Origin of the sequence: Pseudomonas gingeri (genome assembly GCF_013386165.1) — a bacterium.
GTDB lineage: Bacteria > Pseudomonadota > Gammaproteobacteria > Pseudomonadales > Pseudomonadaceae > Aquipseudomonas > Aquipseudomonas gingeri_C.
On sequence record NZ_JACAOS010000001.1, the window covers coordinates 776016 to 793734 of the forward strand.

Consider the following 17719-nt stretch of genomic DNA (forward strand, 5'->3'; position numbering starts at 1 on the left):
GAGCCACCTGCTCTAGGAGAAGCTGGCAGGCTCGCGGATCTTCCGGTTGTCTGATCACCAGGGTGAGAGACTGGGGGGGCATCTCGTCCTCCCTTAACTTGCGGCCGGCTGCCGGGACAGTTCGTAACCGTCGAAGTAACCGGTGGTAGCTCCCATTGCTCTCCATTCAGCGAAGGGCAGGTGCAAATCAGCCAGTTGCTCGTTCGCCGCCAGGTCGTCAGCGAAAATCGCGAACTCTTCGGCAGGCATGAAGGCGGTGAGCAAAGGGCGACCCTCAGAGTCATTGGCCATGCTTTGAAGCGTTTCCTCGATCCGTGCACTCCATTTATGGTTTGCCCTTAGCCAGCTCAAAATCAACTCAACTTTTACAGGATCATCAATCACCACAGGAGGTGCACCGTCCAAGGGAACATCGCACATGAGGAAATTGGGCATCTGCATACGCTCTGCCAAGGCAACCATTTCTGGGTCAGTGATTGTCTCGTTGACGCAGGCATAGAAGTTAAGAGGCATTTTGGTATCGATCTGGCTGAGTTTGCTCATGTCGTCTTCCTACTGTTGAATGGCTGTGGCAGTAATCAGGAGCGGGTAATGACGGATACCGAGGCGTCCAGCCAGGTCATCCGCCGGCGTCGGTACCACCTGGAGATCGCCTGCCCAGCGGCGTACCTCGGCAAAGCGCTCGGCGCTCTCTACGTTGACCACAAGTCCCACGGCCTGCATTTGCTGCAGTTGATTGTGTCGCTGCGAGAGCCAGGCCTTGGAGCGCTCGTCGTCACCCACAACAAACATGGGTTGAAGCCCCGGGGCATTGATCACGCGTCCCTGCGCTACGCCGGGGAGCAGTTGAGGGGAGCGCACGGGAAAGGCACCGGCACCTCGGATGCCAGGGTTTGGTGGTGGCGCGGATTGGGTATCGGGCTCTGGTACCAGGTCCTGGTAGTAGGGCAGGGCGGAAACACCGCCTCGATCTTCGACAACGGTCAGAGAGCCCGCATTTGCCGCCAAGGGCGAGGCCAGGCATAGCAAAATTGTGAGGTTCAGCAGTCGCTTCATCATGGGTTGTTCGCCATAAGGTTGATGCCGGTAACGCGGCTGAGGTGTTTGGCAAATTCACGGCGGTACCGTGCTGCAGGTTCGCCGCCGGCAGGGCGGTGATAGCGCCCGGCCGCAGTGATCCAGTCGCCGCCTTTGGATTTTTGCTCGGCGAGGATCTGCGCGGTTACGGAGAGGTTTTTGTATGGATCGAGCCCCTCGCAGGGGCTGCTATAGCGGTGGCCGTTGGCTCCTACGTTGGTTTGCCCGAGGCCGACGTCGACCCGGGCAGGGCCGGCGGTCTGGATGGCAATGATTAGCGCTCGGCAGGCGTCACTCCGGGTGGCGAAGCGGTAGCCGGCGCCGGCGACGTTCAGTGTCCAAGGCCAGGGGACGATCTGGCCACGGATGCGAGTACCGCTTTCCTGGAGTGCAACCGAGTACAGAACCTCAGAAGGCACGCCAGCCGGCCGGGCAATCAGCTGATAGGCCGGTGGCGGAATCTCGGACGCACTGGCGAGTGCGCTGGCCAGCAGCAGACTGCCGGCCATTGCCGCCCGGGCTACTGTCGTTGCCATTGCCCATTCACCTCGCGAACTACTGCAGGAAGATCGCCGCCGAGGCCGAGGCCGAGCCAACGACCGGCATCATGATTCAGGGTGATCTGTCGATTACGGACGTTGGTCGGTTCGACGCCGGCGAGGATCGCCCAGCGACGAATCCGCTCGTCATCTCCCTGGCTGCCGACGAAGTAGAGGTCGAAAGTCTGCTTCTGTGTCTGGAGATCTTTTACTCGTGCGATACATGCCGTGCAGTTGTCTTGGACAAAGACGGCAAGGCGGCCATCGCTCTTCAGCGTCTGTTGGCCACCAGCAGGAGCTGTTTTTGGAGATGAGGAGATTTGGATGACCTTCTCGCTGGGGTACAGCCGTGCGAATGCTTGGTCATAGGCCCGCTGGTAGGCCAACTCCTTGTCGATCCGCTGGCGCTCTGCCCGTACCTGCAGCTCTGCATATCGTCGACGCTCTTCAGCGCTGGTGGCTTCTATACCGAGAGCTGTCAGCGGGTCGAGGCCGGGCGAGTAAATACCGCGCGGGCCATCCATCACGGTCTGGTAACGGGTCCACTCCTGAGGTGTCAGGCCCCACTCGCGGGCCAGCTCGGTCTGGTTACTGCTTTCGGATGTGCTCTTGGACTCGACGGAGGCCTGCACAGTGGACGTTGTAGGGGCTGGAGCAGCAAGGCAGCCATAGGTAAATGCAAGCGTGACCAAGCCGGTAAAGAACCGTGTCGCGGTCAGGTGATTCATCTTTCTGTGGGCAGTGGGGGAGGTGTGCATGTCGAGGTCCTATTGCGCAACGGTTACGGTTTGCGGAGTGCCGGCGACGTCGAAGCGCGCGGATGTGCCGTCCAGGGCGTTGAGCCGCCATGCAGTGCCCGCCACGGCATCGCCTGGCCGAATCAGATAGATCTGACTCAACTGCGTGCTACCTGGTGGGGCAACGGACAGAAAGCGTTCGCCCCCCCGGTATTCGATGCCGACAACGGTGAAAGGCGGAGCCTGTGGCGTGATGGCGCTGGAGCTAGGCTTTGGCGCTGGAGGTGCTTTCCGAGCAACGGCCTTCGGTTTAGGGGCTGCTTCGAGGGACGGCTTGACCTGGGACTTGCTCAGTTCCTGAAGGCGACTGTCGACGGTTTCGATACTGGCCTTGAGCATGACCAGCTCGCCCACAGATGCCGTGTTCCGGGATAGATCCTGGGTGGTCTCGACCGCTTGTTTTGCATAAGCCTGAACGGCGTCGAGGCGGTTGGAGAGCGCCTGTTGACCGGAACGGAAATCATCGTTGGAGACCAGGTGCTTGCCGTCAACGGTGTCCAGTCGTTCATCGACCTTGCCCAGTCGCGTCAGGATGGCATCGAGCGAATCCTTGTCGGCGGTGGCGGCCAGGCTGTGGCTGAGGTTGGAAAGCTGATGATGCTCGTAGCCCAGCAAGCCCGCCAGGACAACAAGGCAGAGGCTGAGAGTCAGGGTCGTACGAGTGGGGCGTGGTAGGTTCATGGGGGTCCTCGCGCGGAAACGGGGACACCCTCTCAAACCCTTTTAAATGATGCAGTAGGAAATACTTTTTCCAGTCGGTCTGCTTTTTTATCCGGCCGTCGAGGCCATTGCGATGGGGATGCGAGCATCCCGAAGAAGCCGTTCTGGAACGACACCTACTGACAGGAAACTGACCTCCAGTGCCCTGGAAGCCAGCCTCCTGTACTACTTATTCGTTGAAAGTTGAGGCTTGTATGTTTTTTGCCCAAGTTACCACTTTGAACATTCCCTTCAACTGCTCATTGCCTGCATCGACAAGATGGTTGTCATCAAAATATAGAGATACCCCATTTTTTGATCCCATGCATTCCCCTGCCGGACAAAGGTATGGGGTAGGGTCGATAATCTGAACATTGCATTGTTTGGCTGAGGCTTCGATGGCATTGTTGGCGATTCGGTTTCGCTTCAGATAATCTGCCAGAGGGATCGTAATATCAGATGTGCTCTGGAAAATTCGCTTGTGTAGATTCAAACCTTTGTAAATGCTGAATGGCATCTCTGGAATTGGTTTAACGATATAGACCGGGTGGTTGACGGCGATAGCGCACACTGTATTGACGTACTCGGTCGTATAGTTTTCCTCTAGCGAGCGTTGGTTTTGATTTGGATCGCTATTGAAAGATACTTGATATTTATTGTCTCTATTCGAATCTGAGTACATTGCAGCTCGGCTGAATAGGATGACTGGTACACCATGGTATGCTGTTCTTAGTGTTTCTAGTTTCTCTTTGTTAAAGTCGCGGCATGTCCGTTCCAATTCTTTATCCTTCATTTCGAAGTTTTTCAGGGTTGGACATCCGCCTCGAGCCCACTCTAAAGCTGCTTGCTGGTTTTCCAATTGCACAGCTGCGGCTGTTGACTGTGCATGACTATCTCCGAAGAGAATCGCCGAGACCTCGCCAGTGCCGAGCTTGCAGTCAGCCGCACCATATGGATTGGCGAAGCACTCCTGCTTGTACAGTTTGCTGGTGTACTCAGGTTGTCCCAATTCCACGAAGGCAAATCGTATGCCGGGATGGTCTTTAACTACTGCTGCAATAATTGCTGATGCGCCGACTGATAGAATGACAATGGATGAGTAATTGAAGATGACTCGCGAAGCTGAAGGAACTTGTTTGGATCTTTTTTCAAACAGATAAAATGATAGTGTGCCGAGTAAAAGTGTGCCGAAAATTGCTGCTGTGACATATGGCCAGCTATTCAATAGTCCGCACATGTAAAGGAGTACCACTAGCGGCCAATGCCAGAGGTAAACTGAATAGGATACCTTGCCCGTGAACTGAAAGACCTTATTAACGCTGAAGGCCGACAGCGTATTACCATAAATAACCAATGCGGTGCCAAGTACTGGTAAGAGCGCTAGGTACCCTGGCCAGAGGTCCTGCTCGGAAAAGCAGAAAATGCTTGCCAGGATGGCAAACAGTCCAAGGCTCTCGCTTGCATAGCCGACACGCTTATTGAGTGATAGAGGAAACAGAAATACTAACCCGCCGGCGAACAGCTCCCATGCCCTTGTAGGCAACATATAGAAAGCGAACACTGGGTTGGTTTTTGTCAGGTAGATGGATGCTCCCAGTGAGATGAAAGTCAGCAGTATTAGGGCGATTTTTGTTCGTTGCTCTCCAAGGGATTTATAAAAGGCTATTAATAATACCGGATAAAGCATGTAGAATTGCCACTCTACCGAAAGCGACCAAGTGTGTAATAGCCAGTTTTCGTGCAGGGGGGCATCGAAATAATTACCGCTCGTTGCAAAAAAGAAATTTGAACTGAATACTAGAGTGCTCTTGATTGTTTTTATCGAGTCTCTAAAGTCATCTAAAGGTAGGAAGATGAAGCCAAAAACCATGATGGCGACACAAAGAGCCAGAAGCGCGGGAATGATTCGGCGCGCTCTCGATGCATAAAATTCAAGTAAAGAGAAGTGTTTCTCCCGCAGGCCTTTGAAAATAATTCCCGTCATCAGATAGCCTGATATCACGAAGAAAATGTCAACGCCAGCAAACCCACCGGAAAAACCTGCTACTTTGAAGTGAAAGAGCACTACTGATATGACCGCAAGGGCCCGTAATGCGTTTATATTTTTCCTGAAAGTCATCAAGTGTCCCTAATTAAAACCCAAGCATGTGTTCGCGGATAGTCAGCTTCTAAGCGCGGATGTGGTTGATGCCCTGATTTGTCGTTGCTGATGGCCGCTACCAAAATTTTTGGATCCACAGGTTTTTCGGCAGGGGAGGCGAAATCTCTAGCTGCTTTGATGAAATTTGTTGGGCACAAAAAAAGGCCACCCGTAAGTGGCCTGGTTGTCATGCAGTCATGAGTTGTCTTGCCAGCGCCATCTCAACCGAATCCCCATCCTGGTTCAACGAATCAAGCCCAGATTCCGGCACGTCTCCTGACGTGCTTTGAGCCACGGCGATCTTCTTGGCCATCAGCTGCAGGCAGGTAATCTGCGAACTGCCGGCATAGCCAAAGAACACCACCCGAACCGGTTGCTTCTGCCCGATCCGCCACGACCGCCGCGCTGCTTGCTGAAGGGTGTAAACGTTGTACCCCGTCTGCAGGAATGCAATGGTCGGAAAGTCGAGCAGATCCAAGCCGGTCTTTACCAGCTCCGGGTTGGTGATCAGCACGTCGATCCCACGATCAACCTGGTCGAGAATCCAATCCTCGCGCCGTTGGGTGTCCACTGAAGCCCTCAACACCGCCACCTTCAAACCGGCCTGGTCCAGCAACCGTTTCAAGCGTGAGGTGGTGTCGCGGGTTCCGCTGTAGACGGTGTAGGCCAGTACCTTGCGACCTTTGGCTTTCTCCGCTAGGCACAGTTCAACCAGCGCCTGTTCTTTGGGCATCAGATCGTCATCTCCGAAAATCGGAGGGACGAGCGCCAATGTTTCCCTGGAGCGCGGGTGCTTGACCATCTCCGGTCGGAAGCAGCAATCCGGCCAGGCCAGCAGCACATTGAGCACCACGCCCATCAGCGTGGTGTCTCGCCGCGCCAGAGCCTGGCGCAGCGCCTGTGTCAGTTTCCCGGCCAGTTGCTGATAGGCCGAGGCCTGTTCAGCAGACATGGCGATGTCGACGAACTCTTCCTGGTACGCCGGCAGCACGTTGCCGCCGATATCCTTGAGTTTGAGGAACACGGTGTAGGGCAGCACGAAACGATGAATGCCTTTCGGGCCGAAGCCCGGGGCCTTTACCGTCCGTACCGAGAGCTTCTTGCCCTTGGCGGTTTTGTGCGACTCGTTGTCCCTCTCGGTGTAGATGTCCTTCAGTACGCCGTGATCGCGCATGAACGACATGGCCGCCGGAGCCATGCTGCCCCGGGCGTTCGGTCGGTAGCCATCCTCGATCATGCTTCGAGTGAGGATCCGGAACAGGAGGTAAAACAGATCATCGGCGTAGCCGCCCATCAAGGTGCCGGTCAGCAGCACGGTTTTCCGCGCCTTCGCTGCCAACACCCCCATGGCCTGGCCCTGGGCCGATCCACTGTTCTTGTACTCATGCCCTTCGTCCACCACCAGCAGGTCGAAAAAACCATCAGGCAGGTAGCGTTTGATGAACTCGGTGGGTTGATAGCCACCTTCGCCAAAGCCAAACTCGATGTTGGCAGTGGCGCGCTCCATGCGCTTGGCTTGGCGGTCGGTGAAGATGAAGTTGCCCGTGGCGTCCATAAGGTTGATGAACTCGCTGACGTTATCCATCAGCATCGATGCGAGGAAGTCCTCCCCGAAGTCGCTCAGCAACCGTTCTGCACGGACTGGGCCGATGGTCGGGATCCGACACATGGACTTCAGGATAGTGGAGCGCCGGGAACCGGTGTCCGCTTTCCCGGGGCGTATCAGCGTCCAGAGCGGGCCGGCGCAGCGTGGACAGCTTCGCCGGCGTTCTTCTCTGTGAAATTCATCCAGGGTGATCAGATTGCCCTCCAGGTCCTCCAGGACCTGGCCGCAATCGGGGCAGCCAGCCAGTAGGCGTCCGCCGGCAGACCGACGTGGCCAGCACGCCAGGCGCCAGTGAAACCCCATCCGCATGCGCACGCGCCCAAGAATGAAGAATTCAGGTCGTCCGTCATAGGCATCGCCTAGTTGGTCACGCAGCTTCAGCAATTTGACCAGGGTGTCAGGTCCGTTGAGCACCCAGACACGGGCGTTCGGTAAGGTTTCGAGGATCTCGCGTCGCCATTTGTAGACCAGGTGCGGCGGTGATATGACCAAAGTTCGGCGGTAGCCGGCATTGTGCATGACCGCCGCCACGGCGATGGCCATCATGGTTTTCCCGGTGCCCATCTCGGCGTTGATGATCGCGGCCTGTTCGTTGCGATCGAGCAGTAACGCGCAGACCGCTTGCACGACATCGGCCTGTGCTGGGAATGGACGGCGTTTGAGTCCGTCCATTCCCAGCTGGCGATTGGCGTTTATGTTGCCGGCATAAACCGGTGGATTTGAGCGGTTGAGGGAGTCCAGCAGCTCGTCGCCGAACTCATCAATGAATTCAGTCAGGCCGATGGTCAGGGATGAAAGAGGGGCTTGAGAGCCCTGGGACAGGTCGTTCATGGTGTTTCTCCTGGGAGGCAGAAACAGGGCACGCACGACACCCCTGCGGGTATGTGCATACCCTGCGGGTTGGTAGAGAAAACGCCTCGGCGGCGTGTGGGTGATTTAGTAGTCGGACGGCAGCAGGATGGTGGTCACGCTGCGATCTGACTCGGTGATGATCCAGAGCCTGTTTTCATCGGGGGTGTCGATGTCATAGGCGGAGAGCAGTCGATCGCCTGTGTTCAGTGCTCGTTGGTTGCTGTTCCGGTCGTCGTCGCTCAATTCCCCCCAGTCCCCCGACAGATGACGCCGAAGGTAGACGGTAGGATCGAGTGCGCCGTGCTCCACAAGATGTTGCACGGAATGGGTCAGTGCCAATTGGCCTGGGGCGAACAGAGAGCCGGAGTCGGCTTGAGGTACTGGAGCCACTGCCGACGTATCCGGATCGGCCATGGTGGTCGGGGACGAGCTGATGGTCAGCACGCGCCCGTGATCACGGGAGCCTGGCGTCATATCCCATGCCCGAATAATGGGCACAAAACGGTCGGTCAGGATCCGTACCTCGGAGACGTTGCCGTTCTCATCCTCGGTGAACTCGGTCTTGTGGACCTTATCCTTGTAGGTGTCGCCCTTCAGTACCAGGGTTCGTCCGGCCTTCGACCGCACTACACCGGATATCGCGCCGGCAGCCAGCGCCAAGGCCAGGTGCCAACGTGATAGGGCTCGCACGGGAGGCCTGGATGGGACTCCGTTTTGACCGAAATGCAAGGTGAAGTCGGGCCAAAGACCTTTCAACCGTGTGACCTCCAGCTGGAACTGGCCCGGTTCGAGCGTCATTCGGTAGAAGTGCTCGAGGTCGGTCGCTGCTGGCAGCACCCGATACGGTTCCCATGGCCAATTGACCGGGAGCGTCTCGGCGTTCTGCAGGTCGGCGCCGATCGTCAGAAGACGTTCACGCACCGGGGTAACCTCCCGCGGCCGGGCCAGATCCTGGCGTCGGACACGGATACCGAAGATCACCACCTGCTTGAAGGTCGGGTCTGATCCAGCATAGATCCGCAGTTCAGTGAAGTGATTGCATAGCCATCCACAGAGCTCATCGTCCAGGACATAGTGCGGAATGATGAACACCAGGACACCGCCGTACTGCAACAGGGGAAGTGCCCGTTGGTAGAAGGCTTTCTCCAGTCGACGACGACCGTTGCCCTGATACTGCGAAGCACCAGCGTGGTCGGCCACCAGGTCCCCATAGGGTGGGTTGAGCCAGAGCAGGCCGAAGGCCTGGCGAGAGATCATGGTGTCCATCAGATCGCTGTGCAGTACGCGATTCAACAGTGTCCTGGAGTGATCGGCACGCTCTCGGTCGTATTCGACAGCGAAGGTCTCCACATTGTCACGCCCGAGGGCATGCGCGGCTTCGGCCAGGGCCACGCCTTCGCCGGCACAGGGATCGAAGATCCGCATTCTGCCGGTGGGAGAGGGGACCAGGGCCTGCAGCGTTCGCTCCAGGGTGATTTCGTCGGTGGGGTAGTAGCCATTGCGGGCAAAGTTGCGCGCGAGGCGCGGGAACATCAAAGCCATACAGGCCTCCTTGAGTCAGGTGTGATCCGGGATTAATCCCGGGCTTCGGTGGTGAGTTGTCCTTGGCGAATCAGATCGCCCAGGGCGGGTTCGAGCACGTCGAGTTTCAGCGACAGGCGCCAGGCCCTGATCGAGCCCTGGCCTTTGGGCAGCGGTTGCAACATGCCGTATTGATTCAAGACCTCCAGCACGGGCTCGCGCCAATGCTGGAGCAGGGGTAATGGGCAGGTTTCGGTGACCAGTGGCCAGAGCCGCTGTTGAGGTGCCTGGCCGTCCTCGAGGAGGGCGTAGGCGAAGTGATTGGCACGATCGGGTTGAGCGCAGCGCCGGTCGAACAGCCAAAGGTGCAAGAGGCTGCCGAATAACGTCCCGCGGAATTGGCGGGTGGTGCGCTTTTCCAGCAGCTCGGTGTTGGGAAAGACCGGAAGACTTCGACCGTCGACAACGATGTGGAACTGATCCAGACCGTTTTCGGCTGAGCCGAGGGTCAGCCTGGCCAGGAACTCCTGCAGGGCCGTGTCGCGGCCCCAGGCGGAGAAGAAGACCAGGTTGCGCTGTTCATCGCAGATGCAGGCATCGACATACAGGTCAGGACATTCGTCGACCTGATACAGCCGTGTGGGTGATGGGGGGGACATTGAGCAGCCTCCAGGTCGGAGGGCAGCCCAGCCCTGGAAGGGCAGGACGCTGCCCTTCGGGGTGAATGGATGGTGGGTTATCGATCGCGCTTGAATGAGCGGGTATGTGGGTCAAAGCAAGTGGTCGTGTCGCCCTGGAACAGAGGCGACTGACCAATCATGTAGAGGTTGACCTGATAAAGGGCGCGCAGTTGCAAGGCAGCGTCAGCCTGCGCTTCGGTCAGCCCGATTTCGATGAAGTGCTCGCGCATCTCGTCATCATCGGACACTTCGTTGTTGGTCAGTTGGTCTTCGACGGTCAGCAGGATGTGCTCGCCGATATCGGTGAAAATCGGATTCATGGAGTGCTTCCTTGGTGCTGGGGCTTCTGTGCAGAGAGCCCCTGACGATTAAGTCTTTGATACAGCCGGAAGGCTGTTTCATTTGCGAACTGCCCGTCATCAGCGTTTGAGGCGTTCTTAACGAGCATTTGCAGTGCCTCCAGCGCCGGATCTACGAGTTGACGATCAAAGAGTGCTTCTCGGAAAAGATCAGCCACTTCATCAAATCCAACTTCCCGCAGAGCAGAGCAAGTCAGCAAGAGTGCCTCAGATACATCAGGGTCGTGGTAGCGATTACTCATGAGGATTCCTCTACGTGTGAGATTGACAGTTCCAGATTTGTTGCTTGAAGTCATGGGCGTAGCCCAGTTCTCCCAGGCGGATGCATTGGGCGCGCAGGCGCTGGCGATCTACGGTGGTGTCCAGCCTGACGGTTTTCCCGAGCGGCCAGATGGTGCCGAAGAGCTCGGCGTCGTCGTTGGAGGTCGTGCGGGACGACTCCATACCGAATGGCGCGTCATCTGCTGATGGTTGAATGCTTGTGGCCTGTGCGGCCGGGCGGTGTTTTCGAGGTTGTTGTGTTGTGCTGGAGCGCGGTGTCTCTTCGTCCAGTGGGTCCGGTTCATTGGTGGTCAGTCGAGTGGTGTCTTCAACCGTCAGCTTGTCCACATCGTCAAGTGACATGCTTGCGAGCTCTGCTCGTATCTCAACAACCAGGCGACCGCCTGCTGAGTAGTGCGTGGACCGAATTCCTGTGATCGCGAAATTGCCCCGGTACTTGCCTTTGTTGTACTGCTCCAGGAGCGCGTCTTTGATGACGAACTCGCCGATGGAGGTTGAGAGGCGCCCGACGTTGAAGTCTCCGTTGCGACCGGTGATGGTCTGGATGGCCAACTGGCCCGGGATATTGATCATGGGTTACTCCGTACTACAGCGAGCAACTGCCGCGAGGCTGGTACTCGCAGGGAGAAAAAAGCCCGACGATGTCGGGCTCAGGGTTGGGGAGTGGGTTGTGGATTCAAAGCCAGAACTCTGACTTTTCGTCCTTGAGTGCGATGTGCAGATAGATCATGCCCGGCGTTGCGACGACCAGGCGCAGTGTGAGATCCAACCAGACCCTTTCAAAGCGATCGCCTTTTGGGGGAAACCGATACAAACCGAAATTGATCAGCTCTGCACCGGGCTGCAGGTGTAATTCCCTGTAAGCCGCCATGACCACCTCTGCGAGCCGGCTGGTGCTTTCGGAGTCGTGACGCGGTTCTTCGACGTGTACCGATTCGAGCCATGCAGCTGGGGTCAGAACGACAGGGAACTTGTAGTAGCTTGCGGATTGCGTAGGTGCGTTCGACATGAGTTTTCTCCAGGGGCGGGAAAGCACCTGGCCCGTCCGGGAGGTGGTTCCCCGATACGGTTTGTCAGTTATGTGATTGTTGTTGCCCAACATTTAAGGCAGCAAAAGTTAGAAGTTACGTGATCAAAACCGCTCACAATCTTCGGGTTCAGGATCGTAGCGGCCTCGTAAAACCCAGTATTCCTGCCACAATCCATACTCGATTAAGAGAGGACTGGTGAAGGCGTCGGGAGAAAAGTTATTTTTGTGATCCATCAGCGCCAGATCAGAGAGCAGACTAAGAGCTGATTCCCAAAGCTCCTGTATTAGGAAGTAGTGTGGGTTATCATCTGGGTTATCCCCTATGATAGGGAATTTTACGTGCAGCTTGCTGTGAACGGTTGCTTGTGCAACTAAGAGGCCGATATTAATAAGCAACGGCAAGCGATGTGGATTATGCAGCATGGTGAGTCTCCAAAAAAATGAAAGCCACCAGCCTCTGAAGGGTGGTGTTCCCTTCGTAAGTTGTGAAAGGCACCCGGAGGTGCCTTGCAGTTTGTTGAAGTAAATCAGGAAGCTTTGCGCTGCCGTTTGGCAGGGGCCGGTTTGACTGGCTCTTCTGCGACCGACTCAGGAGCATTGCTGCTTTCGAGCGGTGCTTCGAACGGTGCTTCAGGAGTGGCTTGTTCCTGACCTTGTTCAGCAGCGGTTGCTACTTCACGAGGTTTGGCTTCGTAGACTGTTCCACCATCAACCTTGACCCAGCCGATAAAAAGCAGGCGTCCCTTGAGGGATACTCCTGTTTTTCCTATTTTATCGCCCTTGTCGTAAGTGAAGGTGTCAGGCCAGATATCTCCGATACGAAAGCTCACGAGGACCTTTTTGCCTTTATTGTTAACTGCATCTTGGCAACGGCGAATTAGCCTTTCTGCTTCTTCACCGACCACGTTACAGTCAATATAGGTATATTCCACTTCATCAGAGGAACCCCGCAAGGCTGCAACAGTGACAGCCATGAATGGCTTACCTTTTCGAACCGACACTTCACGAATCCGGTTGAGATAACCGATGCCAGTGGTGTGCAGGTCGAAATATTTGGTTTCGTTGGTTTGGTTGCTCATGGTGAATCTCCAATTTCGAAAAAGCAGAAAGCGGAGAAACACTTCGCCCTTGGGGGAAAGTATTCCCCGCGAGGGTGGGTAGAGCTTGAGTGTGTTACTTAGTGAATGAGCTTCATTGCAGCGATCAGCACGCCAACGGCAGCAGACAGCATGACGCCCATACGCAGAGTCAGTTTGACTTCGAGTGCCGCAATATCAGCCTTGGTTGCGAGTAGCGAATGCATGTCGGTCTCCAAAGCATCAATGACTGCGTTAGCTTTCTGCTCCGGAACATTGATCGAGATCAATGCCTGGTAGAGAGCCAGTTCGGTTTTCATCAGACCTCCAAAAAAGCTGAGAGGCCTGCCCAGACGGGAAAGGCCCGTCGTGGGTGGGATAAGGTGCTTCCATCGACTGAATTCGACTGATCGCGCTACCGGAAGCTGTGGCGATCTAAGGGCAGATCAATGCGGTAAACCGCATCGTAGTCTTTAGGATCCTGACTACCTGGGCATGTTGCTGACGACGTCAGCGATACATGTACACAGAATGGAAATGCCGCTATCGATTGTCAAGCCTTTGCAGCAAAAAAACTGCCAGGGAAGCCTCCCCAGCGGGAAGGTTCCCGGCTGGGGTGAGTAGCACCAACTCAGCAAGCAGCTGGTGTCAGTGAGCCGACGAGAGCTGTATTTACTTGGTCAGCATCTGTTTTCCTGGGACGGCGTTTACGGGTGGGCTTTTGGACCACTCGGGTGTTCTCCTCATACCAGAGATTTAGATCGAATTCACAGTCAAATGCTCGAAGTATTGCCGGCTGACGATCCAAGTTGCGCAGCACGTCGTCTGGAACACAAGGCGGCGGTAGTTGAACGTGAGGTACAACCTTGGCCTTGGGTACGGGCGATGCGCTGGTTGTTTTCACTGCACGCAGGAATTCCCGGGTGACAGTTCCGAGTGCGAAGCCGAGGGTGTAGGTGAGTTTGGACATGGTGTTTCTCCAGCAGGTTGAGATGCGGAGAAAGCACTGGCCCTTTCGGGGAAGTGATTCCCCGCGAGGTGAGTTGTATCAGATGCTTCTATCGACGATTGTCGACTGGTCGCGCTACCAGAAGCTAAGCGGCCTTGGGCGGATCAAACACAAACATCGTGTCACAGTCTTTAAGGTCCTGACTGTCTGGGCATGTTGCTGACGACGTCAGCAGGGCACGTCCATATACTCAAATAGGGAAGGGGATGTGTCAAGCCGGGGAGGGGAATTACGGGGGGATGATGCAGAAATAAGCGAGAAGGAGGATCTACCGAGGCAACTGGGTCAGCAGTCACTCTCGGCTTTAGTCGTATTTAAAATGCAGAGAAAAATGCCACCTGTGAGTTTGAAGCGTCATTGATCCCTGGGCTGTGATCTGGACGTCTCTTTCTTCACCTGGCCGATTATCGTGGCTGGGGCCAGCAAACATAAGGCACGCATCCGCGCACAAAAGGAGCCCTTTTTATCGCCGGCGGGCCACCGGCAGGGAAAAGCGGCTACCAAAAGGTAGCCTGATGATCCTGGAGCAAGACCATCAGGCTACCCATTGTGTGAGCTTTAAAAAGTATGGGCCACAACACCAGTGTGGCCCTTGGATTACGGTGCTTCGAACCTACAGAGAACCCTATGTGCCTTTGAACTCGCAATTCACGAGTTGACGGCTGCGTGTCTGGCTTGGAACAGGGAGACACAGGGAGAATCCTCAACAGGTCCGCACGCCCTTCCCGGAGCTAAGCGTGCTTTGGGGTTGGTGACGGGACGAATCGCATCACCGGGCGCTACTGATGACCGCCAGTAGCCAACGGGGTATTGCGGACATTGTGGCACAACGTGTTTCTCGCTGCCAGAGAGCTTGCGAAAGGCGGGGTACGGCTATCTGTAGGCCACTGCAGCGCCGTCGGGGATGGTGGGTGGAATCACGATCGCCGTGGCACCGGTAGCGGGGCTGATCAAGCGTCCTGCCGAAACATAGCCCACAGAGGTTGAGGCATCTGTCAGCATTGCAAGCTCCGCAACCAGGCCTGCAGGTGGGGATGCATAGAATGCGTAGCTGTTGCCGGCGACGATGTAGCCACCGACACCCGGTAAGTGCATGAACCAGGGGGGGAGCGATAGAGAGGCGTCGGCAACTGGGCCGGTAACTCCAGTATTAGCTTGAGCATATTTCGCCAGCGCATTCCTGTACACCAGCAGGTTGTGGGCGATGGCCGAAGCATCACCCACAATGGAGGACTCTTCGGACCTGCGTGATATGTCGTCAAGAGTGCTTATCGCAATGCCCAGTACCAATAGTAGAGCCCAGAAGAGGGGCATGATGGAAGTCTCGAATTTATGAGCGTTTAACCATAGTTAAGTAAGTCTAATTGAGTCCGTAAGTTCCTACGTAACTGCAAGAAAACCATTGACTATTTGGCGACTCTACAGTTATACAAGCCGGCTGGTTCGTAATTTGCCCCGTGCAGCCATAAAAACCCCAATCGCCACCTCCCAAAGTTCCGCCATATAGGGTCGGGCATTGATATACAGGGATTTGGACTCGGGCACTACCGGCTTTCCAAACACTATCTTGGCAAGTAAGTTGTGATCCATTCGGCATTCGGCCAACCAGTCCGTTGGGTGCGCAGGCAGTGTTCTCCACTGCAAGGCCATCCAGTTGCAGGTATTCCCCCACCTCTGTGCGGCCTTCAGATGCCAACGACCCCGCTCGGCTTTGTCCCGGTGTATAGACACTTTTGTCCCCATAGGCGCGAATCCAGTCTGAATCTGACATGTACCAGCCGCCGCCCCATTTCGTGCTGTACCAGCCGCTATCACCTTGAGTACGCAGCCAGTTACCAGCCGTGACGTTATTAGTGGCGTTGACATCCACACCGGCAGTCACAGTCCCAGAGGCTGTAACATTCCCTGCGTTGTTGATGTCGTTGGTCGCCATGTCGATTGCTGTGTTCATGCGGTTGAGCTCTGGTTTGTTGGGTACCGCATTTCGGTAGAGATAGTCGTTGGCCAACGAGCCATCCTGTAGAAACAGCGCACTCGCGGTGTGCCCGACACCTGGGTTCATTCCGTAGTTACTGAGAGTGATCTGCCATCCGCCTCGCACGCCTTGGACTATGCTCGCGTTGCTGATGGGGATGAATCCTCCCGTTCCACCCAGATTCTCAGCGATCTCGCGAGTGCCGATTTCATCGATCGTTTGGCCACCGGTGGTGATGACGATTGATTCGAGTTGGTTAGCGGCAGGGCTTCGAGCGAGTACCAGGAAGCTTTGTCCGAAAGCGTTTGTGTCGCTAAAGCCAACCGGCAGGTAGTTCGTGTTACGTAGCATTGCGACGGTTATTTGGGCCGGAACCGTGGGGGCGGCCAAGGCGAGTACGGCACTGAAGTTGTCCTTCAGGTATTTCGCGCCGGCGTCGGTCACTGCCTGCTGCTGCTGAGCTGCGATCTGATAGTTCTGCGAGTCCATCTGTTGGCTAAGCAGATTGGTGCCGATCGCGACCAACAAGCTGAAAGCGATGATCGCGAATAGGAGTTCAATTGCAACAAAGCCACGTTGGTCCTGGTGAAAATTCTGGTATTCGCTCATCTCCCCCATACTCCTCTCTGAGATTGGTTCTCCACGTCCTGGTCGACCTGATTTACGTGGCCCGTTCGAATTTTTTCGCGAATCCCCGGGCCATCTTCACCAGTGAATAGAAGGCTCTCGACCTTGAGTATCTTCTGCGCACCAACCTTCTCCAGGCTCTGGCAGATGATGGCCAGTAACCCTTGAGCCAGGATCTCGCGCGCATTGTTGATCTGGGGTTGAGCCAGTGCGGCAATCCGCTCGATTGCTTGGGACGCAGAGCCAGAGTGGGATGTCGTGACGATAAAGTGACCGTTGATTGAGGCGCGCACTGCTTCAGCAGCAGTACGGCTGTCACGGATTTCACCAATGAATAGGATGTCAGCGCGTGTACGTAGCGCTCGAAGGAGTGCTTCTTCGTACCCACCGGTACGACGAGATACCTGCAACTGGATGCAACGGCCTTGACCATGTGCGCCATTGAGCTTGGTTTCCTGTGGATCCTCCATTGACAGGGCGATCCCTCCACAAGTCTGCAGGCGCGCAACTACCAGCGATGCAGCGCTTGATGTCTTGCCGGTTCCCATCTTGCCGCAGATGATCACCAAACCTCTGGCTGTATCATCGAGCAGGGCGTTGGCCAGGTCAGTTGGGAAGCCGAGCATGTGGAAGGGGCGGATATCTGGAGTCGACTTGCTTATCACAAAGACTTCCTCCCCGAAGGTATCTACGACCTGTGTGACACGCAGCACTACACCGTCTTCAATGAGTGTGAACTCTGGATCGTGGTCCTCTGCAAAATGCGCTTTGCATTGAGCTCTCAAACGAACGAGATCGTCAGCCCAGTCCGCAGGTGCTTCGACCCTTTTGGTACCTGCACCGTGCAGTCCCTTGACGTCGCTGAAGCCGTCGCCGAGGTAAAGGTCACCGAAGTCTGCCTCAGTGATCCGACTCATTTAGAATACGGTCCAGGCCAGGGTGTTGCTGCTCGAGTCAATACAGCTGGTTGAAGCAGTTGCAGAGGTGACTTCACCTGTTACAGCTGATCCACCATTGATCGACGTTGTTACCTTCTGGCCTCGGCTGAGTTTGGTTGCCAGGCTCATACAAGCGTCCTGGGGCAGGCCGTTTTCGGTAATGACAAAGGTCATGCCTCCGGATAAAACGGTGACTGCACCGTTCCAGGAGTTGTACAACGTGGCGCCTGAAAAGCTCATGTTGGGCAGCCCTTTGCTGGCAACGAGCTGGGCGACCAGGTCGGTACCGGAAGTGCCATAGCCACCGCTGCCTTTCAGTTTCCGTGTATTTGCGATCAGTTGGCTGATGTTCGACTGTTCGTTGCTGACATCTGAACTGGCGAGTAACGAACCGCCGTTGTAGATGGCGTAACCGATGCCGATAGCGATGACGATCAAGACGAACAGCATCGAAAGATCGATGAAGCCGCGTTGCTGTTGTGGGTTGCGAGTACGGTGTTGCATGGGAAGGA

21 protein-coding genes are annotated in these 17719 nt (G+C 55.9%); all 21 read right to left on the reverse strand.

Translation table 11 applies throughout. The features are described 5' to 3' along the window. Nucleotides 1-93 precede the first annotated feature (93 nt). The 21 genes from HX866_RS03500 to HX866_RS03600 all read right to left on the reverse strand — a co-directional run bounded on the left by HX866_RS03500 (nt 94) and on the right by HX866_RS03600 (nt 17711). Nucleotides 94-543, reverse strand: a complete 450-nt coding sequence (locus HX866_RS03500) for a hypothetical protein (protein WP_177138007.1) — start codon at nt 541-543, stop codon at nt 94-96. Nucleotides 544-552: 9 nt separating this feature from the next. Continuing rightward, complete coding sequence (locus tag HX866_RS03505; protein ID WP_177138079.1) at nt 553-1056, reverse strand: integrating conjugative element protein; 504 nt, start codon at nt 1054-1056, stop codon at nt 553-555. Further along, a complete protein-coding gene (locus HX866_RS03510; RefSeq protein WP_177099909.1) occupies nt 1056-1613 on the reverse strand; it encodes a lytic transglycosylase domain-containing protein in 558 nt (185 codons plus the stop codon). Before HX866_RS03510 ends, HX866_RS03505 begins: the two co-directional genes overlap by 1 nt. Beyond that, nucleotides 1598-2374 carry a TIGR03759 family integrating conjugative element protein gene (locus tag HX866_RS03515; protein ID WP_256344796.1) on the reverse strand — a complete coding sequence of 259 codons (777 nt, stop codon included), beginning with the start codon at nt 2372-2374 and terminating at the stop codon, nt 1598-1600. Before HX866_RS03515 ends, HX866_RS03510 begins: the two co-directional genes overlap by 16 nt. Before the next feature lie 9 nt (nt 2375-2383). After that, nucleotides 2384-3094, reverse strand: coding sequence for a methyl-accepting chemotaxis protein (locus HX866_RS03520; RefSeq protein ID WP_177138009.1), 711 nt, complete (start codon nt 3092-3094; stop codon nt 2384-2386). 208 nt (nt 3095-3302) lie between these two features. After that, on the reverse strand, nt 3303-5231 hold the full coding sequence (locus HX866_RS03525; protein ID WP_177138011.1) for an acyltransferase family protein: 1929 nt from the start codon (nt 5229-5231) through the stop codon (nt 3303-3305). Between the two features lie 208 nt (nt 5232-5439). After that, nucleotides 5440-7689, reverse strand: a complete 2250-nt coding sequence (locus HX866_RS03530) for an SNF2-related protein (RefSeq protein ID WP_177138014.1) — start codon at nt 7687-7689, stop codon at nt 5440-5442. A 105-nt stretch (nt 7690-7794) separates the two neighbouring features. Then, a complete protein-coding gene (locus tag HX866_RS03535) occupies nt 7795-9252 on the reverse strand; it encodes a DUF6094 domain-containing protein (protein WP_177138016.1) in 1458 nt (485 codons plus the stop codon). Between the two features lie 32 nt (nt 9253-9284). After that, complete coding sequence (locus HX866_RS03540) at nt 9285-9890, reverse strand: hypothetical protein (protein WP_177138018.1); 606 nt, start codon at nt 9888-9890, stop codon at nt 9285-9287. A 77-nt stretch (nt 9891-9967) separates the two neighbouring features. Further along, the gene (locus HX866_RS03545) at nt 9968-10231 is read right to left on the reverse strand and encodes a hypothetical protein (protein ID WP_177138020.1); all 264 of its coding nucleotides are present in this window, start codon (nt 10229-10231) and stop codon (nt 9968-9970) included. Then, nucleotides 10228-10512, reverse strand: coding sequence for a hypothetical protein (locus tag HX866_RS03550; RefSeq protein WP_177138022.1), 285 nt, complete (start codon nt 10510-10512; stop codon nt 10228-10230). The genes HX866_RS03545 and HX866_RS03550 overlap by 4 nt, the downstream gene beginning before the upstream one ends. A gap of 10 nt (nt 10513-10522) precedes the next feature. Next, nucleotides 10523-11125 carry a DUF3275 family protein gene (locus tag HX866_RS03555; protein ID WP_177138024.1) on the reverse strand — a complete coding sequence of 201 codons (603 nt, stop codon included), beginning with the start codon at nt 11123-11125 and terminating at the stop codon, nt 10523-10525. Between the two features lie 103 nt (nt 11126-11228). Further along, nucleotides 11229-11561 carry a hypothetical protein gene (locus HX866_RS03560; protein ID WP_177138026.1) on the reverse strand — a complete coding sequence of 111 codons (333 nt, stop codon included), beginning with the start codon at nt 11559-11561 and terminating at the stop codon, nt 11229-11231. A gap of 123 nt (nt 11562-11684) precedes the next feature. Further along, entirely contained in the window at nt 11685-12005 is a 321-nt protein-coding gene (locus HX866_RS03565; protein WP_177138028.1) for a hypothetical protein, read from the reverse strand. A gap of 104 nt (nt 12006-12109) precedes the next feature. Continuing rightward, nucleotides 12110-12661 (reverse strand): STY4534 family ICE replication protein, encoded by a 552-nt coding sequence (locus tag HX866_RS03570; protein ID WP_177138030.1) that lies wholly within the window; start codon nt 12659-12661, stop codon nt 12110-12112. 98 nt (nt 12662-12759) lie between these two features. Next, nucleotides 12760-12978 carry a hypothetical protein gene (locus tag HX866_RS03575; RefSeq protein ID WP_177138032.1) on the reverse strand — a complete coding sequence of 73 codons (219 nt, stop codon included), beginning with the start codon at nt 12976-12978 and terminating at the stop codon, nt 12760-12762. Between the two features lie 311 nt (nt 12979-13289). Further along, nucleotides 13290-13628, reverse strand: coding sequence for a hypothetical protein (locus HX866_RS03580; RefSeq protein ID WP_177138034.1), 339 nt, complete (start codon nt 13626-13628; stop codon nt 13290-13292). Between the two features lie 912 nt (nt 13629-14540). Beyond that, a complete protein-coding gene (gene pilM / locus HX866_RS03585) occupies nt 14541-14981 on the reverse strand; it encodes a type IV pilus biogenesis protein PilM (RefSeq protein ID WP_177138036.1) in 441 nt (146 codons plus the stop codon). A 46-nt stretch (nt 14982-15027) separates the two neighbouring features. After that, a complete protein-coding gene (gene pilV / locus HX866_RS03590) occupies nt 15028-16251 on the reverse strand; it encodes a shufflon system plasmid conjugative transfer pilus tip adhesin PilV (protein WP_177138038.1) in 1224 nt (407 codons plus the stop codon). Further along, nucleotides 16248-17186, reverse strand: a complete 939-nt coding sequence (locus tag HX866_RS03595) for an ATPase, T2SS/T4P/T4SS family (protein ID WP_177138040.1) — start codon at nt 17184-17186, stop codon at nt 16248-16250. The genes pilV and HX866_RS03595 overlap by 4 nt, the downstream gene beginning before the upstream one ends. Further along, the gene (locus tag HX866_RS03600) at nt 17187-17711 is read right to left on the reverse strand and encodes a type 4 pilus major pilin (protein ID WP_177138042.1); all 525 of its coding nucleotides are present in this window, start codon (nt 17709-17711) and stop codon (nt 17187-17189) included. Between the last annotated feature and the right edge of the window lie 8 nt (nt 17712-17719).

Excerpts from the sequence above, each read along its gene's own strand:
- HX866_RS03500 (WP_177138007.1), bottom strand. The coding sequence starts at position 543 with ATGAGCAAACTCAGCCAGATCGATACCAAAATGCCTCTTAACTTCTAT.
- HX866_RS03505 (WP_177138079.1), bottom strand. The coding sequence starts at position 1,056 with ATGAAGCGACTGCTGAACCTCACAATTTTGCTATGCCTGGCCTCGCCC.
- HX866_RS03510 (WP_177099909.1), bottom strand. The coding sequence starts at position 1,613 with ATGGCAACGACAGTAGCCCGGGCGGCAATGGCCGGCAGTCTGCTGCTG.
- HX866_RS03515 (WP_256344796.1), bottom strand. The coding sequence starts at position 2,374 with ATGCACACCTCCCCCACTGCCCACAGAAAGATGAATCACCTGACCGCG.
- HX866_RS03520 (WP_177138009.1), bottom strand. The coding sequence starts at position 3,094 with ATGAACCTACCACGCCCCACTCGTACGACCCTGACTCTCAGCCTCTGC.
- HX866_RS03525 (WP_177138011.1), bottom strand. The coding sequence starts at position 5,231 with ATGACTTTCAGGAAAAATATAAACGCATTACGGGCCCTTGCGGTCATA.
- HX866_RS03530 (WP_177138014.1), bottom strand. The coding sequence starts at position 7,689 with ATGAACGACCTGTCCCAGGGCTCTCAAGCCCCTCTTTCATCCCTGACC.
- HX866_RS03535 (WP_177138016.1), bottom strand. The coding sequence starts at position 9,252 with ATGGCTTTGATGTTCCCGCGCCTCGCGCGCAACTTTGCCCGCAATGGC.
- HX866_RS03540 (WP_177138018.1), bottom strand. The coding sequence starts at position 9,890 with ATGTCCCCCCCATCACCCACACGGCTGTATCAGGTCGACGAATGTCCT.
- HX866_RS03545 (WP_177138020.1), bottom strand. The coding sequence starts at position 10,231 with ATGAATCCGATTTTCACCGATATCGGCGAGCACATCCTGCTGACCGTC.
- HX866_RS03550 (WP_177138022.1), bottom strand. The coding sequence starts at position 10,512 with ATGAGTAATCGCTACCACGACCCTGATGTATCTGAGGCACTCTTGCTG.
- HX866_RS03555 (WP_177138024.1), bottom strand. The coding sequence starts at position 11,125 with ATGATCAATATCCCGGGCCAGTTGGCCATCCAGACCATCACCGGTCGC.
- HX866_RS03560 (WP_177138026.1), bottom strand. The coding sequence starts at position 11,561 with ATGTCGAACGCACCTACGCAATCCGCAAGCTACTACAAGTTCCCTGTC.
- HX866_RS03565 (WP_177138028.1), bottom strand. The coding sequence starts at position 12,005 with ATGCTGCATAATCCACATCGCTTGCCGTTGCTTATTAATATCGGCCTC.
- HX866_RS03570 (WP_177138030.1), bottom strand. The coding sequence starts at position 12,661 with ATGAGCAACCAAACCAACGAAACCAAATATTTCGACCTGCACACCACT.
- HX866_RS03575 (WP_177138032.1), bottom strand. The coding sequence starts at position 12,978 with ATGAAAACCGAACTGGCTCTCTACCAGGCATTGATCTCGATCAATGTT.
- HX866_RS03580 (WP_177138034.1), bottom strand. The coding sequence starts at position 13,628 with ATGTCCAAACTCACCTACACCCTCGGCTTCGCACTCGGAACTGTCACC.
- pilM (WP_177138036.1), bottom strand. The coding sequence starts at position 14,981 with ATGCCCCTCTTCTGGGCTCTACTATTGGTACTGGGCATTGCGATAAGC.
- pilV (WP_177138038.1), bottom strand. The coding sequence starts at position 16,251 with ATGAGCGAATACCAGAATTTTCACCAGGACCAACGTGGCTTTGTTGCA.
- HX866_RS03595 (WP_177138040.1), bottom strand. The coding sequence starts at position 17,186 with ATGAGTCGGATCACTGAGGCAGACTTCGGTGACCTTTACCTCGGCGAC.
- HX866_RS03600 (WP_177138042.1), bottom strand. The coding sequence starts at position 17,711 with ATGCAACACCGTACTCGCAACCCACAACAGCAACGCGGCTTCATCGAT.